The following is a 17,342-nucleotide window of genomic DNA, read 5'->3' on the forward strand; positions in this document are numbered from 1 at the left end:
CATGAACTTTTCGGACTTCATCGATAAGGCTTTTAATTTTGACGATTACGCGCAGCTATTGCCGCTCGTCTCCAATTCGCTTATTGCCGGCGCGGTCCTGGGCATCGTTGGCGGTCTGATCGGCATCTTCATCATGATGCGCGATATGGCGTTTGCCGTTCATGGAATCGCGGAGCTATCCTTCGCCGGTGCTGCGTTTGCGCTACTGATCGGTGCGGATGTGGTGACTGGATCAGTGCTTGGATCACTTATCGCGGCGTTGATCCTTGGATTCCTAGGGACGAGAGCCCGCGACCGTAACTCGATTACCGGTGTCTTGATGCCTTTCGGGCTGGGTCTGGGCATCTTGTTCCTGTCGCTTTATGAGGGACGCAGTGCCAATAAGTTCGGATTGCTCACCGGCCAGATTGTCGCTGTCGACAACGTCCAGCTGACCGGCATGCTAGTGCTGTCGCTCGTCGTAGTTCTCGCATTGATCTTCGTCTGGCGACCGCTGACCTTCGCTTCGGTAGATCCGGTGGTAGCCAATGCCCGAGGAGTTCGTACCTCGGGATTGTCGATTTTCTTCATGGTGATCCTGGCTCTGGCGGTGGCAGTCACCATCCAGGTTGTCGGCGCGTTGCTGGTACTTGCCTTGCTCATTACACCGGCAGCCGCGGCCATGCGAGTGACGTCCAATCCCGTGCTTACTGTGGTGCTGTCAATCGCATTTGCGGAACTGGCGGTTGTTGGCGGCATCTTGTTGGCGCTGGCTGGCGCTCTCCCGATTAGTCCGTATGTCACTACGATTTCGTTCCTGATTTACGTCATCTGCCGCGGAATTGAATTTGTGCGTTCTCCGCGACGGCGCCATCAGGTGTAAGTGCAACTTTTCCCATCGCCCTAGTTCTGAACTGGGGCGATGGGTGTATCCAGCTGGCAATCATTGGCTCTTCGGACTCCTCAGGCGGGGGTGTCCTCGTTGCCCGGCGGACTGCTGGTGTCTGGTGGCTGATGCAGCCACTCTTCGAATGAGTGCACCCAGTCGGCTTCACTCATGCATTGCGGGTAGGGCTTGTGCGCGAATCCTGTCGCAGGTGGCGCGGTGGAGTGATAGGTCGGGCCCATTCCGGTCGCGATTTTCATCTGGTGTGGGCCGGTTGAGATGACGATTTCCTGCCATCCGGGGGTTTCCTTGGTCTGGTTGCAGAATTTGCAGCGTCCATCGGAGTTGATCACGCAGGTGTGCCCGCCGAGATGGGCTTGGGTGACGTGGTCGATTTCTTCGATCATGCCGTCGCAGAACGGGGTGCGGCACCGGCGGTCGCGCATCTTGATGAACTTCTTCATCTTCTCCGGGAAGATCCGCGCTTTGGAGTCCATCGCGATCAGGTCCTGGTCTCCTGGAGCGGTATACAGGCGGATGAGTTCCACAGTGGCTTCCAGTTGCTCGATGAAGGCCGGGGAGCGGGTTTTCGCCATTTCGGCCAGGGTCATGTTGTTGCTGATCTCTTCTCCGGCGGCCAGTTCCCGGGCGTACTGGGGTGCGATCACGCCGTAGCCTTCGAGGTAGGCGGGCTGCCGGTCGCCGAGGAACAGGGTCTTATCGGTCATGATCAGCCCGATCGTCAGGTTCACCGGGACTTTGGCGTCGGGGTTGGTGCAGAAGCTGGCGAGGTAGTCTGCTTCTATCTGGGCGCGGGTGCGTTCATCGCCTGCGGCTTTGAGGCTTTGGGATGTGGCTTTGATCTGGTTTTTCATGGCGATGCCAGCGGCCAGGGGCAGGTGCGCGTGCAGGGTCATGGTGCCGGTGGCTGCGTGCGGGGTGAATTTCACGTGGCGTTGTTCGTCGGCGGCTTTTTGCTCTTTGCACTGGTCGTCGCTGCCGTAGGCGAGGGTGAAGTCCTTGACGGTGTCGCTGATTTTCCGGTGGCCCAGGTTGTGGAACATGGCCGGGTTCTGGGCGTAGAGGGTGTCGAATTCCTTGCGCCGGTCGGCTTTGACTGCGCGCAGCGGGGTGAGGATGGCGCGCATTTGTGTTTCGGTGTATTCGCCGCGGCTGTAGGCGGCGGCCAGGTGCGGGGTGTCGTTGAAGAGGATGCGGCAGTTTTCCAGGTAGGTGCCGTAGCCGTGGGGGTCGGCTTTGCGTGCTAGGGCGATGCCGGCGGCGGCGCCGCGGTTCAGCTGGGTGAATTTGCCTTTGCGGGTGTTGTTGCGGGTGATGTTGATTTCGGCTTGGTGGCTCAGTGCTGCTTTGTGGTAGTCCGCTGAGGAGGTGAGGGTTTCGAGCAGGCGGATGGCTTGGAGGCATTCTTCGGTGGTGCCTTCTTCTTCGATCCGGGCCAGGTCGGTTTCCAGGGCGCGGGCCACGGCGGTGTAGTTGCCGTGGTTCTGCGGGTTGGGGGTACCCGTGCGGGGGATCGTTGTTTCGGACATGTTCTTATTTTACGCCTGCTAGTCGAATATGTCTTCGAGTGTTAGGTTGCGGGTGGATAACTTTTAGGACACAGTAAAGTCACACGTCAGAGGTTGATAATGACCCTGATAGCGGTGGGTGGCGAGGCCCTAGGCGAGCTTCTTGGCGCGGCATTCGGCGCAGACGCCGTAGATCTCCACGGTGTGCTCGGGCTCGGAAAAATCATGTTCAGCGGCAACACGAGCGGCCCACCGTTCGACTGATGGAGCCTGGACCTCGACGGTCTTCGAGCAGGATCGGCAGACGAGATGGTGGTGGTGGGATTCGGTAACGCACTGGCGGAAACGGGCTTCGCCGTCACCACTGCGCAGAACATCGAGCAGGCCATCGTCGGCCATGGACTGCAAGAGGCGGTAGACAGTCGCCAGTGAAACCTTCTTTTCGGAATCCTGCAACCAACGATGAAGCTGCTGGGCCGTGGCGAAATCGTCGATCTCACTCAAGGCCTGCGTGACAGCCAGTCGCTGCTTGGTGATCCGTGTTTCTGGCTGGGACATCTACGTGCACCATTCCTTGACTTCGATGTTGGTGGGCAAAGGGTCAATCTACTGAGCCAATCACCTGTGCTTCCACTCGATTTTAGCCAACTTTCCAAGATGATGCGTGTCTGGCGCTGACACGGGCGGGGCGTGGAGCCTACGCTAAAGATATGCGTATCAAAACCAGAGGCCATTCCTGCATTGAACTGAGTACGATCGATGGTTCGCTGTTGCTGGATCCGGGAGTCTTTTCGGATCTGACGGACGCTTTCGAGGGCAAGAACGCGGTGCTGATCACCCACGAGCATGTGGACCACGCCGATGAAAATGCCATCGTCCAGGCCCTTGGCGCGAACTCTGTTCTGGAGGTCTACGCGCCTGCCGCGCTGGCCCAGAGCCTGCGCGGACAGTTGCCCTCGGCGGCGGCCAGCCAGGTGCACACGGTGCGCGCCGGCGCGGACTTCGTGGTCGGCGGAATCAAGGTGCGGACAGTCGGAGGCACCCATGCCACGATCCACCAGTCGATCGGCCTGGTCGCCAATGTCGGCTACCTGCTGGGCGATCATGCGGTAGGGCAGCCGGTGGTGTATCACCCGGGCGATAGCTATCACGTCCCGGTCGGAGTAAGGGTCGATGTCCTGCTGCTTCCGGTGATGGCGCCCTGGGCGAAGATGTCGGAGGCCGCGGACTTCGCAGTATCGGTCAAGGCCGGATGCTGGACGCCGATTCATGACGGGCTGCTTAACGATCGCGGCGTCTCCCTGTTTGATCGGCAGCTCGGCGCTATTGCCGAGCGCGATGGCAGCCGATTCGAGCGCCTGCAGCAGGGCGCCGAAAACAAAGTCGAAGAACTCCTGGCAAGGTAGCGCGGATGAACCCCCTGATTTCAGCCGAAGAATTGAAGGATCTGCCTTCGTGCGTGCTCCTTGATGTCCGCTGGGTGCTCGGGCGTGATGACGGAGCGCAGCAGTACGCCCAAGGCCATATCCCGGGCGCGGTGTTCGTCGATCTGGAACGCGACCTGTCCGGAGCGGTGGGCGAGCACACCGGACGGCACCCCTTGCCGCTGCCCGCGGATTTCGAGGCGGCAGCCCGGCGCTGGGGGATCCACCAGGACACCCATGTGGTGGTGTACGACAATTCCGGGGCGCTGGCGGCCGCTCGCGCATGGTGGCTATTGCGCCATGCCGGGTTCGAGAACGTGCGGGTGCTTGATGGGGGATTGGATGCGTGGAAGCAGGCGTCCGGACAGCTCTCAACCCAGACGCCGACCGTGAGCCCCGGATCCGTATCGCTGTCCTGGGGCCGGATGCCGGTGGTGGAATTCGACGAACTGGACTCCCTGCCAGGGGTGCTGATCGATTCGAGGGCCACGGCAAGGTACCTGGGCATCGAGGAGCCGGTGGATCCTGTCGCCGGCCATATCCCGGGCGCATTGAACCGGCCGACCACCGATAATATCGACGATCAGGCGCGCTTCTACGATCCCCAGGTGCTGCGTGCCGGGTTCGAGAAGCTCGGTGCCCAGCGGCCCGGATCGGCCGCGTACTGCGGTTCGGGAATCACCGCCGCCCATCAGGTGCTGGCCGCCGCGAGCGCCGGCATCGAACTCGGCCTGTATCCGGGCAGCTGGTCCGAATACTGCTCCTACCCGCAAGCGCCGGTCGCGACCAGCGACGAAAAGCACCGCAACTAGATTTCAGCTACCCACAGAAAGGCAGCAATGAGCACGCTGTTCAGCAAGATCATCGACGGCCAAATCCCCGGACGCTTCGTCTGGAAGGACGAGACCTGTGTCGGCTTCCTGTCCATCGGCCCGCTCTCCGACGGGCACACCCTGGTGGTCCCGCGCGAAGAGATCGACGAGTTCACCGATGCAGCCCCCGAGCTGCTGACGCACCTCACACTGGTCGCGCAGAAGATCGGGCAGACCCAGAAGCGGGTTTTCGGCGCGCAGCGGGCCGGGCTGATGGTCGCCGGATTCGAAGTGCCGCACCTGCATGTGCACGTGTGGCCGACCAACTCGCTGGCGGATTTCGACCTGTCCAATGCGGCGCAGGACCCGGATCCGCAGCAGATGGACAACAATGCGCAGAAGCTGCGCGACGGGCTGGTCGCCGACGGCCACGGCGAGTTCGTGCCCGAGGCCTGAAAGCCGGTGGCTGGTATCCAGGAGTCTTCGCCCTGGCCAACCTCCTAGGTCGGGACGGGAAGTTCAGCGCCGAAGAGCACTGTATTTGGCGTGCCGGAAACGACTGGTACGACGCGGCCTACCCCCAATCCCAGTGCACAGTATCCCGAGGTCTGCGATCACCAGATCAACCCGGGTGCGGTGGAACGTCGAGCCCTACCCGGCGCTGCTCGATGCGCACCAGGTGCCGTGGGAGAAGCTGGAAAGCGAACGGCCCGGACGAATCATCTACGAGGACGAAGTCCAAGTAATCGTTGTGCCGCAAGAGCGATAACCAGGCCCAGGGCAACCAGCTGCATGGCCACCCACACCGGGGAGAGCTGCCCGAAACCGGCGCTGAGCGTGATGCCGCCGAGCACCGGACCAAGGGCGGCGCCGACATTCAGGGCCATGGTCGCGTAGGATCCGCCCATGCGCGGGGCGCCGGTCGCGGCGTAGAGCACACGGGTGATCAACGTGCTGCCCACGGCGAAGGACAGGAACCCTTGGGTGAAGACCAGCACCAGCAGTGCCGCGGGGTGTTCGGCCAGCGCAGCCAGGGCGATCCAACCGGCCAATAGCAGCGGGCCGCCCACGATCAGGACCAGCAGGGGGTGCCGGTCCGAGAGCCGGCCGGCGACAGTGATGCCCGAAAATGAGCCGAGCCCGAAGAACACCAGCGCCAGCGGGACCGCGCCTTCGGGCATCCCGGCCGTGACGGTCACGATCGGGGAGATGAAGGTGAACGCGGCAAATGTCCCGCCGTTGACCAAGGCGGCCAGCACCATGGTGCCAGCCAGCTGCGGCCTGAGCAGCTGGGCCAGCTCGGCAGCCAGCTTCGGTGCCGGGCCGGATGGGTTCTGCACAGACAGCTCCACGGCAGGGCTGGGCCGGGGCACCGCGGACAGGACACCGAGCACCGCGGGCAGGCAGAGCCCGGCGATGACCCAGAAGACGCTGCGCCACCCCAGCTGGGAACCGAGCAGCGTGCCGGCCGGAACCCCGGCGATCATCGCGGCGCTGGTTCCGGCCAGCAGGATGGAGACCGCCCGGCCCCTCAGGTTCGCGGGCACCATCGTGGTGGCGGCGCTCAGCGCGATCGCCAGGAAGCCGGCGTTGGAGACGGCGCCAAGCACCCGGGTGATCAGCAACAGTTCAAAATCCGTGGCCAGGGCGGCGATCACGTGGCTGGCAGCAAAGCCCGACAGGCAGGCGAGCAGCGCGGGCCGGGCAGGCCAGCGCCGGGCAGCCGCGGCCATCAGCGGTGCACCGAGGGCCATTCCCGCGGCGAAGGCCGAGGTGAGCAGCCCCGCAGCGCCCAGATCGACGTCCAGATCGGCGGATATCGCGGGAAGCAGGCCCGCGAGCATGAATTCGGAAGTGCCCATGACGAAGACCGCCAGGGCAAGCAGGTAGAGGGCAAAAGGCATGGAAGACTCCGGGGTGAAGGAACAAGCGGGCTTGTGCCACCACCGCTTGCACCCTGGGATGCCAGAAAGCGCGCCCGCGCTAGATGCGGACGCTGTATCAGGGGAGCAGGGGGCTGACGGCGTGGCCGGCAACCCCGAAGAAATCTGACTCGGGACTCGACATGCCGACCACTTTACCGCAATCTACAGTTGCGCCAGCCCGTCCTTCATCGCCTTGCGGATGCGCTTTTCGCTCACCGAATAGGCGGTGCCCAGTTCCTGGGCGAACAGCGAGATGCGCATCTCCTCCAGCATCCACTTCACCTGGGCCAGCGCGGCCGGCACGCGGGCGCCGGCCGGCACCCGCTCGAGCGCGGCATCGTACTCGTCCTCCAGCTTCTGGATGATCACCAGCGCCTGCGAATCACGGGTCACCGCCCCGCCGCGCAGCTTCTCCAGGCGCTTCTCGACACCTTGCACATAGCGGGGCAGGCGCATCAGGTTCGCCGCCCCGGTGGCGGCGATGAAGCCCGGATAGATCAGCTGCTCCAGCTGCGAGCGGATATCGGTGACCGCTGCGAACATCGCCAGCGACTTGGTGTTCTTCAGGTCCTTGTTGATGCGCGCGGAGGCGCCGAAGACCGTGGCCACGATCGCGGTGATGGTGAAGATGGTATCGATCTGCTCGGCGCGCACGGTTTCGAACAGGGCCTCGAATTCGGCCCGGTTCATCGGCAGCTGCTCGGGAACCAGCTGGTCCACGGCGGCCAGGGTGCAGTCGGCGATCAACTTGTCGATCGACCCGTGCGGGTTCTGGGTGAAGACCAGCTTCTCCGCATTGTTCAGGTGCGAAATGACGAACTTGGCCGCTGGCGGCAAACGCAGCATCAGCAGGCGGATCACGCCGCTGCGGTGCGCGGCATCACGCTCCGATTCATTGCGGAAGACCGTCAGATCCACGGTGGAGCCGTTGCCTGTCAGCCCGGGGTACGCGGTGATCTGCTGGCCCATCACGGTGGTGGTCACCTTGGCCGGCAGGGCATCACCCAGGGTTTCGCCGGATGCCGGTAGCTGCGGCCAGGAATCCAGGGCCTTCTGGTCCCACGCGCCGGAGGCTTCGGCCTTCTTGCGGGCTTTGGCAGCAGGAACGGCCTTGCCCGGCGTCGCCGGCTTGCCAGCACCGGGGGAGTTGACCCCGCTGGCCAGCGCCGCCCGGTTGGCCGCGGCGAACTTGTGCTGCAAGGCCGCGAGGTCATCACCTTGGCCGAGCACCTTGCCCGAGGCATCGGTGACGGTGAAGCCGAAGCGCAGGTGCGCGGGCAGCGCGGCGAAGTCGAAAACTCCAGGGTCGACGACCATGCCGCGCAGCCGGCGCAAAACCAGTGCCAGGGATTCGGCCAGATCGTCGCTGGCCGAATCGAAGTCCGCGGTGAGCATCTGCAGCGCCTTGGCCGCCACATCGGGGGCCGGCACGAAGTTCTTGCGGATCGACTTGGGCATGGAACGGATCAACGCGGTGATCAGCTCGTGGCGCAGTCCCGGGATCAGCCAGGCGAAGCGCGCCGGATCCAGCTGGTTCAGGAACACCACGGGCACGCTCAGGGATACGCCATCGCCCTCGGCCTCCGAAGCCGCCGGGTTGAATTCGTAGCTCAGCGGCAGGTGGATGGAACCGAGCTGCCAGGTGGTCGGGAACAGGCTTTCATCCAGCTGCCCGCCCTCGGCCAACAGGGCGTCTGGATCAAAGTCCAAGAGGGTCGGGTCGGTGGCGCGGGCCTTCTTCCACCAGCGGTCGAAGTGCCGCTCGGAGTAGACCTGCTCGCCCACGCGGGCGTCGTAGAAAGCGAAGAGCTCCTCGTCGCTGATGCGCAGATCGTGGCGGCGCATGCGGGTTTCAAGCTCTTCCACCTCTTCGAGCAGCGCCCGGTTCTTGGCGAAGAACTTGTGATGCGTGCGCCAATCGCCTTCGACCAGGGCATGGCGGATGAACAGCTCGCGGGCCAGCTGCGGATCCACGCGCCAGTAATGGAATTGGCGGCGCGCAATGATCGGCAAGCCGAAGAGCGTGACCTTCTCATAGCCCATGACCGAGCCGGTGCGCTTGGACCAGTGCGGTTCGGAGTGGGTGCGTTTGAGCAGGTGCGGGGCGACTTCCTCAACCCATTCGGGCGAGATGGCCGCGTTGACCCTGGCCCACAGGCGCGAGGTTTCCACCAGTTCGGCGGACATGACCCAGGTCGGGGACTTCTTGAATAGTCCCGATCCGGGGAAGATCGCGAAGCGGGTGCCGCGCGCGCCCAGGTAGTCGCGCTTGCGCTCATCATAGAGGCCGATATGCCCGAGCAGCCCGGCCAGCAGCGAGATGTGCACCGCATCCTCATTGGCCGCAGGATCCACGGGCGCGGCCGCCACGGTGATGCCCAGGGGCTTGGCCAGCTGGCGCAGCTGGGTGAACAGGTCCTGCCATTCGCGCACGCGCAGGTAGTTGATGAACTCGGACTTGCACAACCTGCGGAAGGCCGAGGAGGACAGCTCCTTTTGCTTCTCCTGCAGGTAGGCCCAGAGGTTCAGCAGCGCGATGAAGTCGGACTTCTCATCGGCGAAGCGCTGGTGCAATTCCACCGCGCGATCACGCTGGCCGGTTTCTTCGCTGGGCCGTTCGCGGGGGTCCTGGATGCTCAGCCCGGCGGCCAGCACCATGACCTCCTTGGCGACGCCGCGTTGCGCGGACTCGACGATCATCCGGCCTAGTCGCACATCCAGCGGCAGCTGCGCGAGCTTGCGCCCGATGTCCGTGAGCTTGGCGGCCTTGCTGGAGCCCAGGGCGCCCAATTCGCGCAAGAGGCTCACGCCGTCGGTGATGGCTTTGGCTTCGGGCGGCTGGACGAACGGGAATTGCGCGACCTCGGCGGCGGAGGAAACCACGCCCATGGAGATCATCTGCAAGATGACGCTGGCCAGGTTGGTGCGCAGGATTTCCGGATCGGTGAATTCCGGGCGCGCTTCGTAGTCGGTCTGCGAATACAGGCGGATGGCGATGCCTTCGGAGACGCGGCCGCAGCGGCCCGAGCGCTGGTTGGCGCTGGCCTGGGAGACGCGTTCGATCGGCAGGCGCTGCACCTTGGTGCGATGCGAGTAGCGCGAGATGCGGGCGGTGCCGGTGTCGATCACGTACTTGATGCCCGGCACGGTCAGCGAGGTTTCGGCCACGTTGGTGGCCAGGATGATGCGCGGCGCCCCGCCGGGGTGGAAGACCCGGTGCTGTTCGGCCAGCGAGAGCCGGGCGAACAGGGGCAGCACCTCATAGCGCGGCATGCGCTGGTTCGAGGCGACCAGGGCGCGCAGGGCGTCGGCGGCGTCGCGGATTTCGCGTTCACCGGAGAAGAAGATCAGGATGTCGCCCGGCGCTTCGCGGCTCAGCTCCGTGACCGCGTCGGTGACCGCATCCAGCGGATCGCGCTCTTCTTCCAGCGAATTCTCTTCCTCGGCATCCAGCTCGGCTTCGGCTTGCAGCGGACGGTAGCGCAGTTCCACGGGGAAGGTGCGCCCGGAAACTTCGATAATCGGCGCTGGCTTCACCTCGCCGTCGGGCAGCGGGGAGCCGAAATGCGCGGCGAAGCGTTCGGGGTCGATAGTCGCCGAGGTGATGATGATCTTCAGCTCGGGGCGCTGGGGCATGATCTGCTTGAGGTATCCGAGCAGGAAGTCGATATTCAGGCTGCGTTCGTGGGCCTCGTCGATGATGATCGCCGAATACTTCTTCAGCAAGCGGTCGCGCTGGATTTCGGCCAGCAGGATGCCGTCGGTCATGACCTTCAGCTTGGTATTGCGGGAGACCTCGCCGGTGAAGCGCACATGGAAGCCCACCTCGTCGCCGATCTCGGTGCCCATTTCCTCGGCGATGCGTTCGGCCACGGTGCGCGCGGCCAGGCGGCGGGGCTGGGTGTGGCCGATCATGCCCTTCTCGGCCAAGCCGAGCTCGATGAGCATTTTGGGCAGCTGGGTGGTTTTGCCCGAACCGGTTTCACCGGCAATGACTACCACTTGGTTTTCGCGCACTGCCGTGAGGATGTCCGCGCGACGGGCTGAGACCGGGAGGGCTTCGGGATACGTAATGCTAAGCGCCATGATGATCCCATTCTATTCGCGTCGCGCGAGTTCTCTGTGGCCGCCGGGCCGAGGCGGCGAATACCGGTGATTTCGCCGGCTGCGGCAGTTTCCGGGCCGAGTCAAATTTTCGCTGTGTCTCAGCAAGTGTCGACATCTTGGGGTGACAAAATACAAAACTTCCAGATTCTCGCCGTTGGCAGAGAATTTGTGTCCATTGCTCCGTGGATCAACAGTAAATCGTCTGTGAAAGCGCCTTTCTTGTAAGCAAGGTGAGGTCTTTCACATGTAAGATCTAGGGTAATCATCGACGTCAGGCCTGGATGGTTCCCTACGGCGGCCCACGTGTGGCGCTGCACTACCAGGCAACAGCGGAATCGATGGGAATCACTCGCATCAGGGAACTTTGAAAGGAACTTCAATGAAGAGCTTCACAGCTATGAAATTTGCAGCCGTGGCAGCTGCAAGCGCACTGGCATTAACCGCTTGCGGAAGCGGCGACGGATCCGGCGGTTCGGCCGGCGGCGACGAGGCAGTCAAGATCGGCATCGCCCAGTACGTCTCGCACCCTTCGCTGGATGCAGTAGTTGAAGGCTTCAAGTCCGGCATGGAAAAGGCCGGGTACACCGGCGACAAGATTTCCTACGATGAGAACAACGCCGAAGCGGATCAGGCAACCAATACCTCGATCGCCGGCAAGCTGGCAGCTGACTCAGATATTGATCTGGTCCTGGCTGTGGCCACCCCGTCGGCCCAGGCCGCGGCCCAGAGCATCACCAACATCCCGGTACTCTTCTCCGCAGTCACCGATCCGGTCAGCGCCAAGCTGGTCGCCTCCAATGAGGCACCGGGCGCCAATGTCAGCGGCACCTCGGACATGAACCCGGTGGACGAACAGCTGGCACTGCTCAAGGAGCTGAAGCCGGATGCCAAGAAGGTCGGCATCGTGTACTCCTCGGGCGAGGCCAACTCGGCCGTCCAGGTCGAAATGGCTGAAGCCGCAGCCAAGGATTTGGGCCTGACCATTGAAAAGGCCGCGATCTCTGCCTCCAGCGAAGTCCAGCAGGCTGCCGGTTCCCTGGACGTTGATGCATACTACGTGCCAACCGACAATGCCGTGGTCTCCGCGCTGGAAGGCCTGCTGCAGACCGCGGACAAGAAGAAGGTTCCAGTCATCTCCGCCGACGGCGAATCGGTCAAGCGCGGCGCTACCGCAACCTACGGCATCAACTACGAGAAGCTTGGCGAGCAGACCGCGGCCATGGCTGTGAAGGTGCTCAAGGGCGAAGCCGAGCCAGCCAGCCTCCCGGTGGAAACCATCTCGCAGGTGGACCTGTACCTGAATGAGGACGCGGCCAAGAAGGCCGGAATCGAATTCACCGAGGACATGAAGTCCAAGGCCGTCGAGGTCTACTAAACCCGCAAGAACCAGCGACAGAAGGCGAGGCGCATAACCTGATGCCTCGCCTTTCGTCGTGACTACACAACTCAAGGATCCACACATGATCACAGCGGTTGAACTCGGCCTGATTTACGCCATTATGGCGCTCGGCGTGTATCTGACCTTCCGTATCCTGGACTTTCCCGACCTGACCGTTGACGGCAGCTTCACCACCGGTGCCGCGGTCGCGTCCGTGGGGATCGTCAGCGGGATGAACCCATGGCTGGCTACCGTGCTGGCCTTCTTCGCTGGCATGGTCGCCGGCACGATCACCGGCCTGCTGCACACCAAGGGAAAGATCGATGGCCTGCTGGCCGGCATCTTGACCATGATCGCGTTGTATTCCATCAACCTGCGCATCATGGGCAAAGCCAATACGCCGCTGCTGGGCGAAGAGACGCTGATCAGCCCGCTGCGCGCGGCCGGCATTCTCGGCTCATGGTCCTCGATCGGCATCTTCTTCGTGATCTGCCTGATCTTCGTCGGCGCCATCGTATGGTTCCTGCACACTGAGCTGGGCATGGCCATGCGCGCTACCGGCGACAATCAGGAAATGATCCGCTCCTTCGGCGTGAGCACCGACAACCAGAAGATCCTGGGCCTGGCATTGTCCAACGGCCTGGTGGCGCTCTCCGGCGCCATCATCGCCCAATACCAGGGCTTCGCCGATGTGGGCATGGGCATCGGCCTGATCCTGATCGGCCTGGCTTCGGTGATCGTGGGACAGGCGATTTTCACCCAGCGCTACATCTGGCTGGCCGCCCTGGCAGTAGTTTTCGGCGCGGTGATCTACCGTTTGGTCATCCAGCTGGCGCTGTCGGTGGGACTGGAGGTCAACGACATGAAGCTGATTTCCGCGATCCTGGTCGTGGTGGCCTTGCTGCTGCCAAAGTGGAAGGGATTCCAGAAAATCGTGAAGACCTTCAAGCGCACCCCCTCCGCCGTGACCGCCAAGGAAGAGGTTGGCACCAATGCTTAGTATCAAGAACCTGTCGCGCACGTTCTTCCCGGGAACGGTCAACGAGCGCAAGGCACTGCGCAATATCAACCTGGAGCTGGGCGATGGCGAATTCGTCACCGTGATCGGGTCCAATGGCGCGGGCAAGTCCACGGTGCTGAATATGGTCGCGGGCAAGCTCCAGCCGGATACCGGCTCGGTGACGATCGCAGGCAAGAATGTCACGAAGCTGGCGGACTACCGCCGCGCCAAATACATCGGCCGGGTATTCCAGGATCCGATGGCTGGCACCGCGCCGACCATGTCCATCGAGGAGAATATGGCCCTGGCCTACGCTCGTGGGCGTTTCCGCGGACTGGGCCTGGGCGTGGGTTCCAAGCGCCGCGAGCTCTTTGTCGAAGAGCTCAAGAGCCTGGAACTGGGCCTGGAGAACCGCCTGAAGACCAAGGTCGGCCTGCTCTCGGGCGGCCAGCGCCAGGCGCTGAGCCTTTTGATGGCCACCTTCTCCAAGCCGAAGATCCTGCTGCTCGACGAGCACACCGCGGCACTGGATCCGCAGCGTGCTGCGCTGGTTTCCCGGTTGACCAAGGAGATCGTCGAACGCCACCAGCTGACCACGCTGATGGTGACGCACAATATGGAGCAGGCCCTGCAATTGGGAACACGCCTGATCATGATGCACGATGGCGAAATCATCTTGGACTTGAACCAGGAGCAGAAGTCCCAGATGACCGTGCAAGGTCTGCTCGACGAATTCGGGAAGATCAAGGGCGCGCAGCTTGATGACAAGACCATGCTGCAGTAATTGAATTGCCATTCGCGGGCCCCGGACCTATTTTCAGGTTCGGGCCCGCGGTGATTAAAGCGCAGGAGGTGTTGCGAACGCGCTGGCGGCTAGTTGGCTAAGATGGCAATCGGCACTGGGCAGAGCCCGGTCCCGGCGACTACAACTCAATGACGCACGAATGGCCCGTTGGCATGCCGGAGATGGTGAAATCCGCAGTCATTGACTCTGCCTCGGATGGTGGGGCCGGGCAGTAGATCCACGTGGCATCCCAATCCGTGCCCGTGCCGCCAGTTCGCCCCCCCCAAGGCAGAAATAACTAGTCCCTGCGTCATCGGTAATGTTCGCCTTGATGGGTTCAAGAAATTCATTGCTGGGCATTCGCGGCTCAGGCTCTGCTTGGTTCGCAGCACGTTCTTGCGCTCTTGAACCCCATGATTCCAAGGCCTCATGGAACTTCGAGTCCAGCCGACGGGTTTCATCATTGGTGATACCCCTCAGATGGATTTCGAAACCAGCACTGCCGCCCGTGACATATCGAGAATGGGGGCGATCCGTTGTCAGGTTGAGGCCTGCAAAAAGACAATCCACCCCGCGGTATGTCGCGATGACTAGATCCAATGGCGCTGAAACAATACGTGGCATGGCCATAGCCTACATGGCGACGCAAAACCGGATGAGATAATCAGTAGTCGTTGGCAAGAAGAGAGCCGAGAGCTGTGGCCGGCAAGCGTACTTGCTGGCCTTCACTGAATGACGGCTTCTGGTTCTTTGCCAATGCCTCGCCACGCTAGTGCCACGCAGAGCGCGAAGACAGATGCGCCAGCAGCAATCGGCAACGTGAGATTGACACTGCCCAAGAGCCCTCCGGCTACGGATCCCAACGCGAGACCGGCTAATCCGAGGACCCGGCTAGCCGCGCTGACCCTGCCCATGAGTTGCTCGGGAACCAGCCGTTGGCGCAAGGAAAGCGAACAGACATTCCAGATCACAGCATGCATGATGTAGAACGCCAGCATGATGCCAGCCAGCAACGCTGTTGTGCTGATGGCAAGCATCCCTAGGCTCAGCGACCCCAGAGCAAGGCTTCCCAGTATTGAGCTGCGATATCCCAGAATGTGGCGAAACCTTGGCGTCATGGCGCTTCCGGCAAGACCGCCAATTGCTGAAAACGCGAGCAGAAGCCCGTACCTGGTGGAATCCAGGCCGAGCCATTCCTTGGCAAACAACACCAGAATTGAAAATGCCATCATGTACCTGATGCTGGCCAAGCCGCTGATCAATGCCAAAGCCGCGACCAATCGGTGCTTCATGAGCCAACGAATTCCGTCGCCAGCCCCAACCTAGATGCGCGGGCGCTCGCCGGAGCCAACTGCCGGACGCGCGCTGCGAGGCATGGCCAGAGCGATTGCTCCGGCTACGGCCCAAAGTCCTCCCATCGCATATAAGGGGATGGCCGCGGCGAAGGCCAAGAGAAATCCTCCCAGGGGCGGGCCAGCGAATTCATCGGTGATCAGTTGCGTGGCAGTGATCTTGCTATTGGCTTGATCCAGCTTTTCAGGGCTCACCAGCTGTGGCAACAAAGCGATCGCCGCGGTGTCTGCTGTGCCTTCCAAGACGGCGATGAATGCCATGGCCAGATAAAGCGCCCACAGATTCGGGCCGGAGAAAGCGAAGGACGACGCTAAGACCAGCAAGGCGATTCCGCGCAAGATATTTGCATAGCTGAGCAAGGTGCGCCGATCGAATCGGTCGACCCACGCTCCAGAGGCCAAGGCGAGAAGCAATCGTACCGCGGCGTAGCAGAGCGACAAGCCGGCGATCAGCCGGGGGTCCTGCGTCAAGGATGCGGCGATCAGCGGAACAGCTGCAAAGGCAACTCCATCGGCAAGGTTGGACAGCGAAGATGCTGTCCACAAAACGGCGAATCCGCGTTGAGTAGCCGCGGTCCCAGCGTATCGGTACGGGGCGGCAGAAACTTTCTAATGCTTCGCCTTAGCCAGCAGGATTTCAGTTCGTCCCGAGGCTGCATCCGTGAGTTCTTCACCGGTAGGCCGCCAGCCGTTGGCCTGATACAGCTTGATTGCCCGCGAATTGTCGGTGATGGCCCAAAGGCGCACTTCGCGGAAACCGGCCGCCCGCGCAAAGTTCTCCACTTCGGCCATGAGTTCGCGTGCCACGCCCTGTCCCCAGAAATCAGGGGCAACGGCGACGTAGTAGATCTCCAGGTAGCCATCATGCGGTGAGCAGAGTGTGAATCCTGCTGGAACCCCGTCCTTGGATGCGAACACGAGCCTGGCATCGGGCAAGGCCAAGCGACGCTCGACTCCGGCCAGTGCTTGGCTGCCGTCAACAGGCCGGGGCATGTGATCGCGTTGGGCCGCAGCCTGCGCCCAGATTTTCGCAGCGTTCTGGACATGCTGCGGATCCTGTGGTGCTGCTTCAGCAACAGTTATCGAGGGGGTGTCCATTAATAGTTTCCCAGGCCGGAGCTCGTCGGCTAGATGATCCCGCTGGAGCCAAGCAGCGAGCCGGCGGCGAAGGTCGCGGCCAAGGCCAGGGCACCGCCGACGACCAGGCGAAGTGCCGCCACCCGTTTGGAGCTGCCTCCGATGTAGGCGCCCAGCGTCCCGGTAACCGCGAGGGCAACGAGTACCGCGGCAAAGGTCACGGGAATGCGGATCTGTTCCGGCGGCAGCAAGATGGCCAGCATGGGCAGGACGGCACCGATAATGAAGGACGCCGCCGATGCATAGGCGGCATGCCAAGGGTTGACGACTTCTTCCTCATCGATATTCAGTTCCGCGGATAAATGTGCTGCCAGCGCATCATGCTCCGTCAGCTCGGTGGCTACCTGCATCGCGGTGTGCTGGCTCAATCCCTTGGCCTCGTAGATCCCGGCAAGCTCAGCGAGCTCCGCGTCGGGATCGTCACGGAGCTCTTGGCGCTCCTTCTCAACCAGGGCTCGCTGCGAATCACGTTGACTGCTGACCGAAACATATTCGCCCAGGGCCATCGAGATGGCTCCGCCGATGACCGCGGCCATTCCGGCAGTGAAAATCGGGGCGGTGTGGTTGGTGACGCCGGCGACCCCAACAACCGTGGCGGCTACCGAGACGATGCCGTCATTCGCGCCGAGAACTCCAGCGCGGAGCCAGTTCAGGCGTTCGGCGAAGTTCTGATCATGGGGCTCATTGGGATGGGCCTGAGTTGAAACGGTCATGCCACCAAGATAACCACCAGCTGGGCGAGAACCGCCAGTGTTCAGTTGATCTGCGGCGGAAGATCACACCGCCGGGGAAATAAGAAATTGCAGGTCCGGATGATCCAGACCTGCAATTTGCTGGTGCCCCTGAAAGGAATCGAACCTTCGACCTTCTGCTCCGGAGGCAGACGCTCTATCCACTGAGCTACAGAGGCGCGTTGCTGGGCAACAGAAGAAATACTATCAGGTGGTGTGCTGATCTGCGCAATTCGAGCAACCGGACTGTGCCGTGTTGTAAAAGTCACCGAACCCGGCAAGTCTCACAGGCTTGGCG

15 protein-coding genes and 1 tRNA gene are annotated in these 17,342 nt (G+C 62.4%); 7 read left to right on the forward strand and 9 right to left on the reverse strand.

What is annotated here, in order from left to right; translation table 11 throughout:
- Position 1 precedes the first annotated feature (1 nt).
- Positions 2–862, forward strand: coding sequence for a metal ABC transporter permease (locus OF385_RS05850; protein ID WP_264277411.1), 861 nt, complete (start codon positions 2–4; stop codon positions 860–862).
- A gap of 80 nt (positions 863–942) precedes the next feature.
- Here OF385_RS05850 and OF385_RS05855 read toward each other — a convergent pair whose 3' ends face one another.
- Positions 943–2,415 carry an HNH endonuclease gene (locus tag OF385_RS05855; protein ID WP_264277412.1) on the reverse strand — a complete coding sequence of 491 codons (1,473 nt, stop codon included), beginning with the start codon at positions 2,413–2,415 and terminating at the stop codon, positions 943–945.
- 129 nt (positions 2,416–2,544) lie between these two features.
- Positions 2,545–2,952 (reverse strand): Fur family transcriptional regulator, encoded by a 408-nt coding sequence (locus OF385_RS05860; RefSeq protein WP_264277413.1) that lies wholly within the window; start codon positions 2,950–2,952, stop codon positions 2,545–2,547.
- A 152-nt stretch (positions 2,953–3,104) separates the two neighbouring features.
- Here OF385_RS05860 and OF385_RS05865 point away from each other — a divergent pair, with 152 nt between their 5' ends.
- From OF385_RS05865 to OF385_RS05875, 3 genes are read left to right on the forward strand one after another with little or no spacing between them, the layout of a single operon-like run.
- Positions 3,105–3,800, forward strand: coding sequence for an MBL fold metallo-hydrolase (locus OF385_RS05865; protein ID WP_264277414.1), 696 nt, complete (start codon positions 3,105–3,107; stop codon positions 3,798–3,800).
- Between the two features lie 5 nt (positions 3,801–3,805).
- Positions 3,806–4,630, forward strand: coding sequence for a sulfurtransferase (locus OF385_RS05870; RefSeq protein ID WP_264277415.1), 825 nt, complete (start codon positions 3,806–3,808; stop codon positions 4,628–4,630).
- Between the two features lie 27 nt (positions 4,631–4,657).
- Positions 4,658–5,086 (forward strand): HIT family protein, encoded by a 429-nt coding sequence (locus OF385_RS05875; RefSeq protein ID WP_264277416.1) that lies wholly within the window; start codon positions 4,658–4,660, stop codon positions 5,084–5,086.
- A gap of 263 nt (positions 5,087–5,349) precedes the next feature.
- Here the strand turns inward: OF385_RS05875 and OF385_RS05880 are convergent, their stop codons facing one another.
- Entirely contained in the window at positions 5,350–6,534 is a 1,185-nt protein-coding gene (locus tag OF385_RS05880) for a Cmx/CmrA family chloramphenicol efflux MFS transporter (RefSeq protein ID WP_264277417.1), read from the reverse strand.
- 183 nt (positions 6,535–6,717) lie between these two features.
- Complete coding sequence (gene hrpA / locus OF385_RS05885) at positions 6,718–10,641, reverse strand: ATP-dependent RNA helicase HrpA (RefSeq protein ID WP_264277418.1); 3,924 nt, start codon at positions 10,639–10,641, stop codon at positions 6,718–6,720.
- A gap of 400 nt (positions 10,642–11,041) precedes the next feature.
- Between hrpA and OF385_RS05890 the strand changes: the two genes are divergently transcribed.
- The 3 genes from OF385_RS05890 (at position 11,042) to OF385_RS05900 (ending at position 13,824) form a co-directional block, all read left to right on the forward strand.
- Entirely contained in the window at positions 11,042–12,037 is a 996-nt protein-coding gene (locus OF385_RS05890; protein WP_264277419.1) for an ABC transporter substrate-binding protein, read from the forward strand.
- Between the two features lie 85 nt (positions 12,038–12,122).
- Positions 12,123–13,040, forward strand: a complete 918-nt coding sequence (locus OF385_RS05895) for an ABC transporter permease (RefSeq protein WP_264277420.1) — start codon at positions 12,123–12,125, stop codon at positions 13,038–13,040.
- A complete protein-coding gene (locus tag OF385_RS05900; RefSeq protein WP_264277421.1) occupies positions 13,033–13,824 on the forward strand; it encodes an ABC transporter ATP-binding protein in 792 nt (263 codons plus the stop codon). The genes OF385_RS05895 and OF385_RS05900 overlap by 8 nt, the downstream gene beginning before the upstream one ends.
- A gap of 725 nt (positions 13,825–14,549) precedes the next feature.
- On the opposite strand, the gene OF385_RS16635 is transcribed toward OF385_RS05900, so the two are convergent.
- The 5 genes from OF385_RS16635 to OF385_RS05920 all read right to left on the reverse strand — a co-directional run bounded on the left by OF385_RS16635 (position 14,550) and on the right by OF385_RS05920 (position 17,223).
- Complete coding sequence (locus OF385_RS16635; RefSeq protein WP_319019267.1) at positions 14,550–15,116, reverse strand: hypothetical protein; 567 nt, start codon at positions 15,114–15,116, stop codon at positions 14,550–14,552.
- Positions 15,117–15,146: 30 nt separating this feature from the next.
- Positions 15,147–15,722, reverse strand: coding sequence for an MFS transporter (locus OF385_RS16640; RefSeq protein WP_319019268.1), 576 nt, complete (start codon positions 15,720–15,722; stop codon positions 15,147–15,149).
- A 63-nt stretch (positions 15,723–15,785) separates the two neighbouring features.
- On the reverse strand, positions 15,786–16,274 hold the full coding sequence (locus tag OF385_RS05910) for a GNAT family N-acetyltransferase (protein ID WP_264277422.1): 489 nt from the start codon (positions 16,272–16,274) through the stop codon (positions 15,786–15,788).
- 29 nt (positions 16,275–16,303) lie between these two features.
- Positions 16,304–17,026: a VIT family protein gene (locus tag OF385_RS05915; protein ID WP_264277423.1), complete on the reverse strand. Its 723-nt coding sequence runs from the start codon at positions 17,024–17,026 to the stop codon at positions 16,304–16,306.
- Between the two features lie 121 nt (positions 17,027–17,147).
- Positions 17,148–17,223, reverse strand: a tRNA-Arg gene (locus OF385_RS05920).
- Positions 17,224–17,342: the final 119 nt, after the last annotated feature.

It is taken from the genome of Glutamicibacter sp. JL.03c (assembly GCF_025854375.1).
Classification (GTDB): domain Bacteria; phylum Actinomycetota; class Actinomycetes; order Actinomycetales; family Micrococcaceae; genus Glutamicibacter.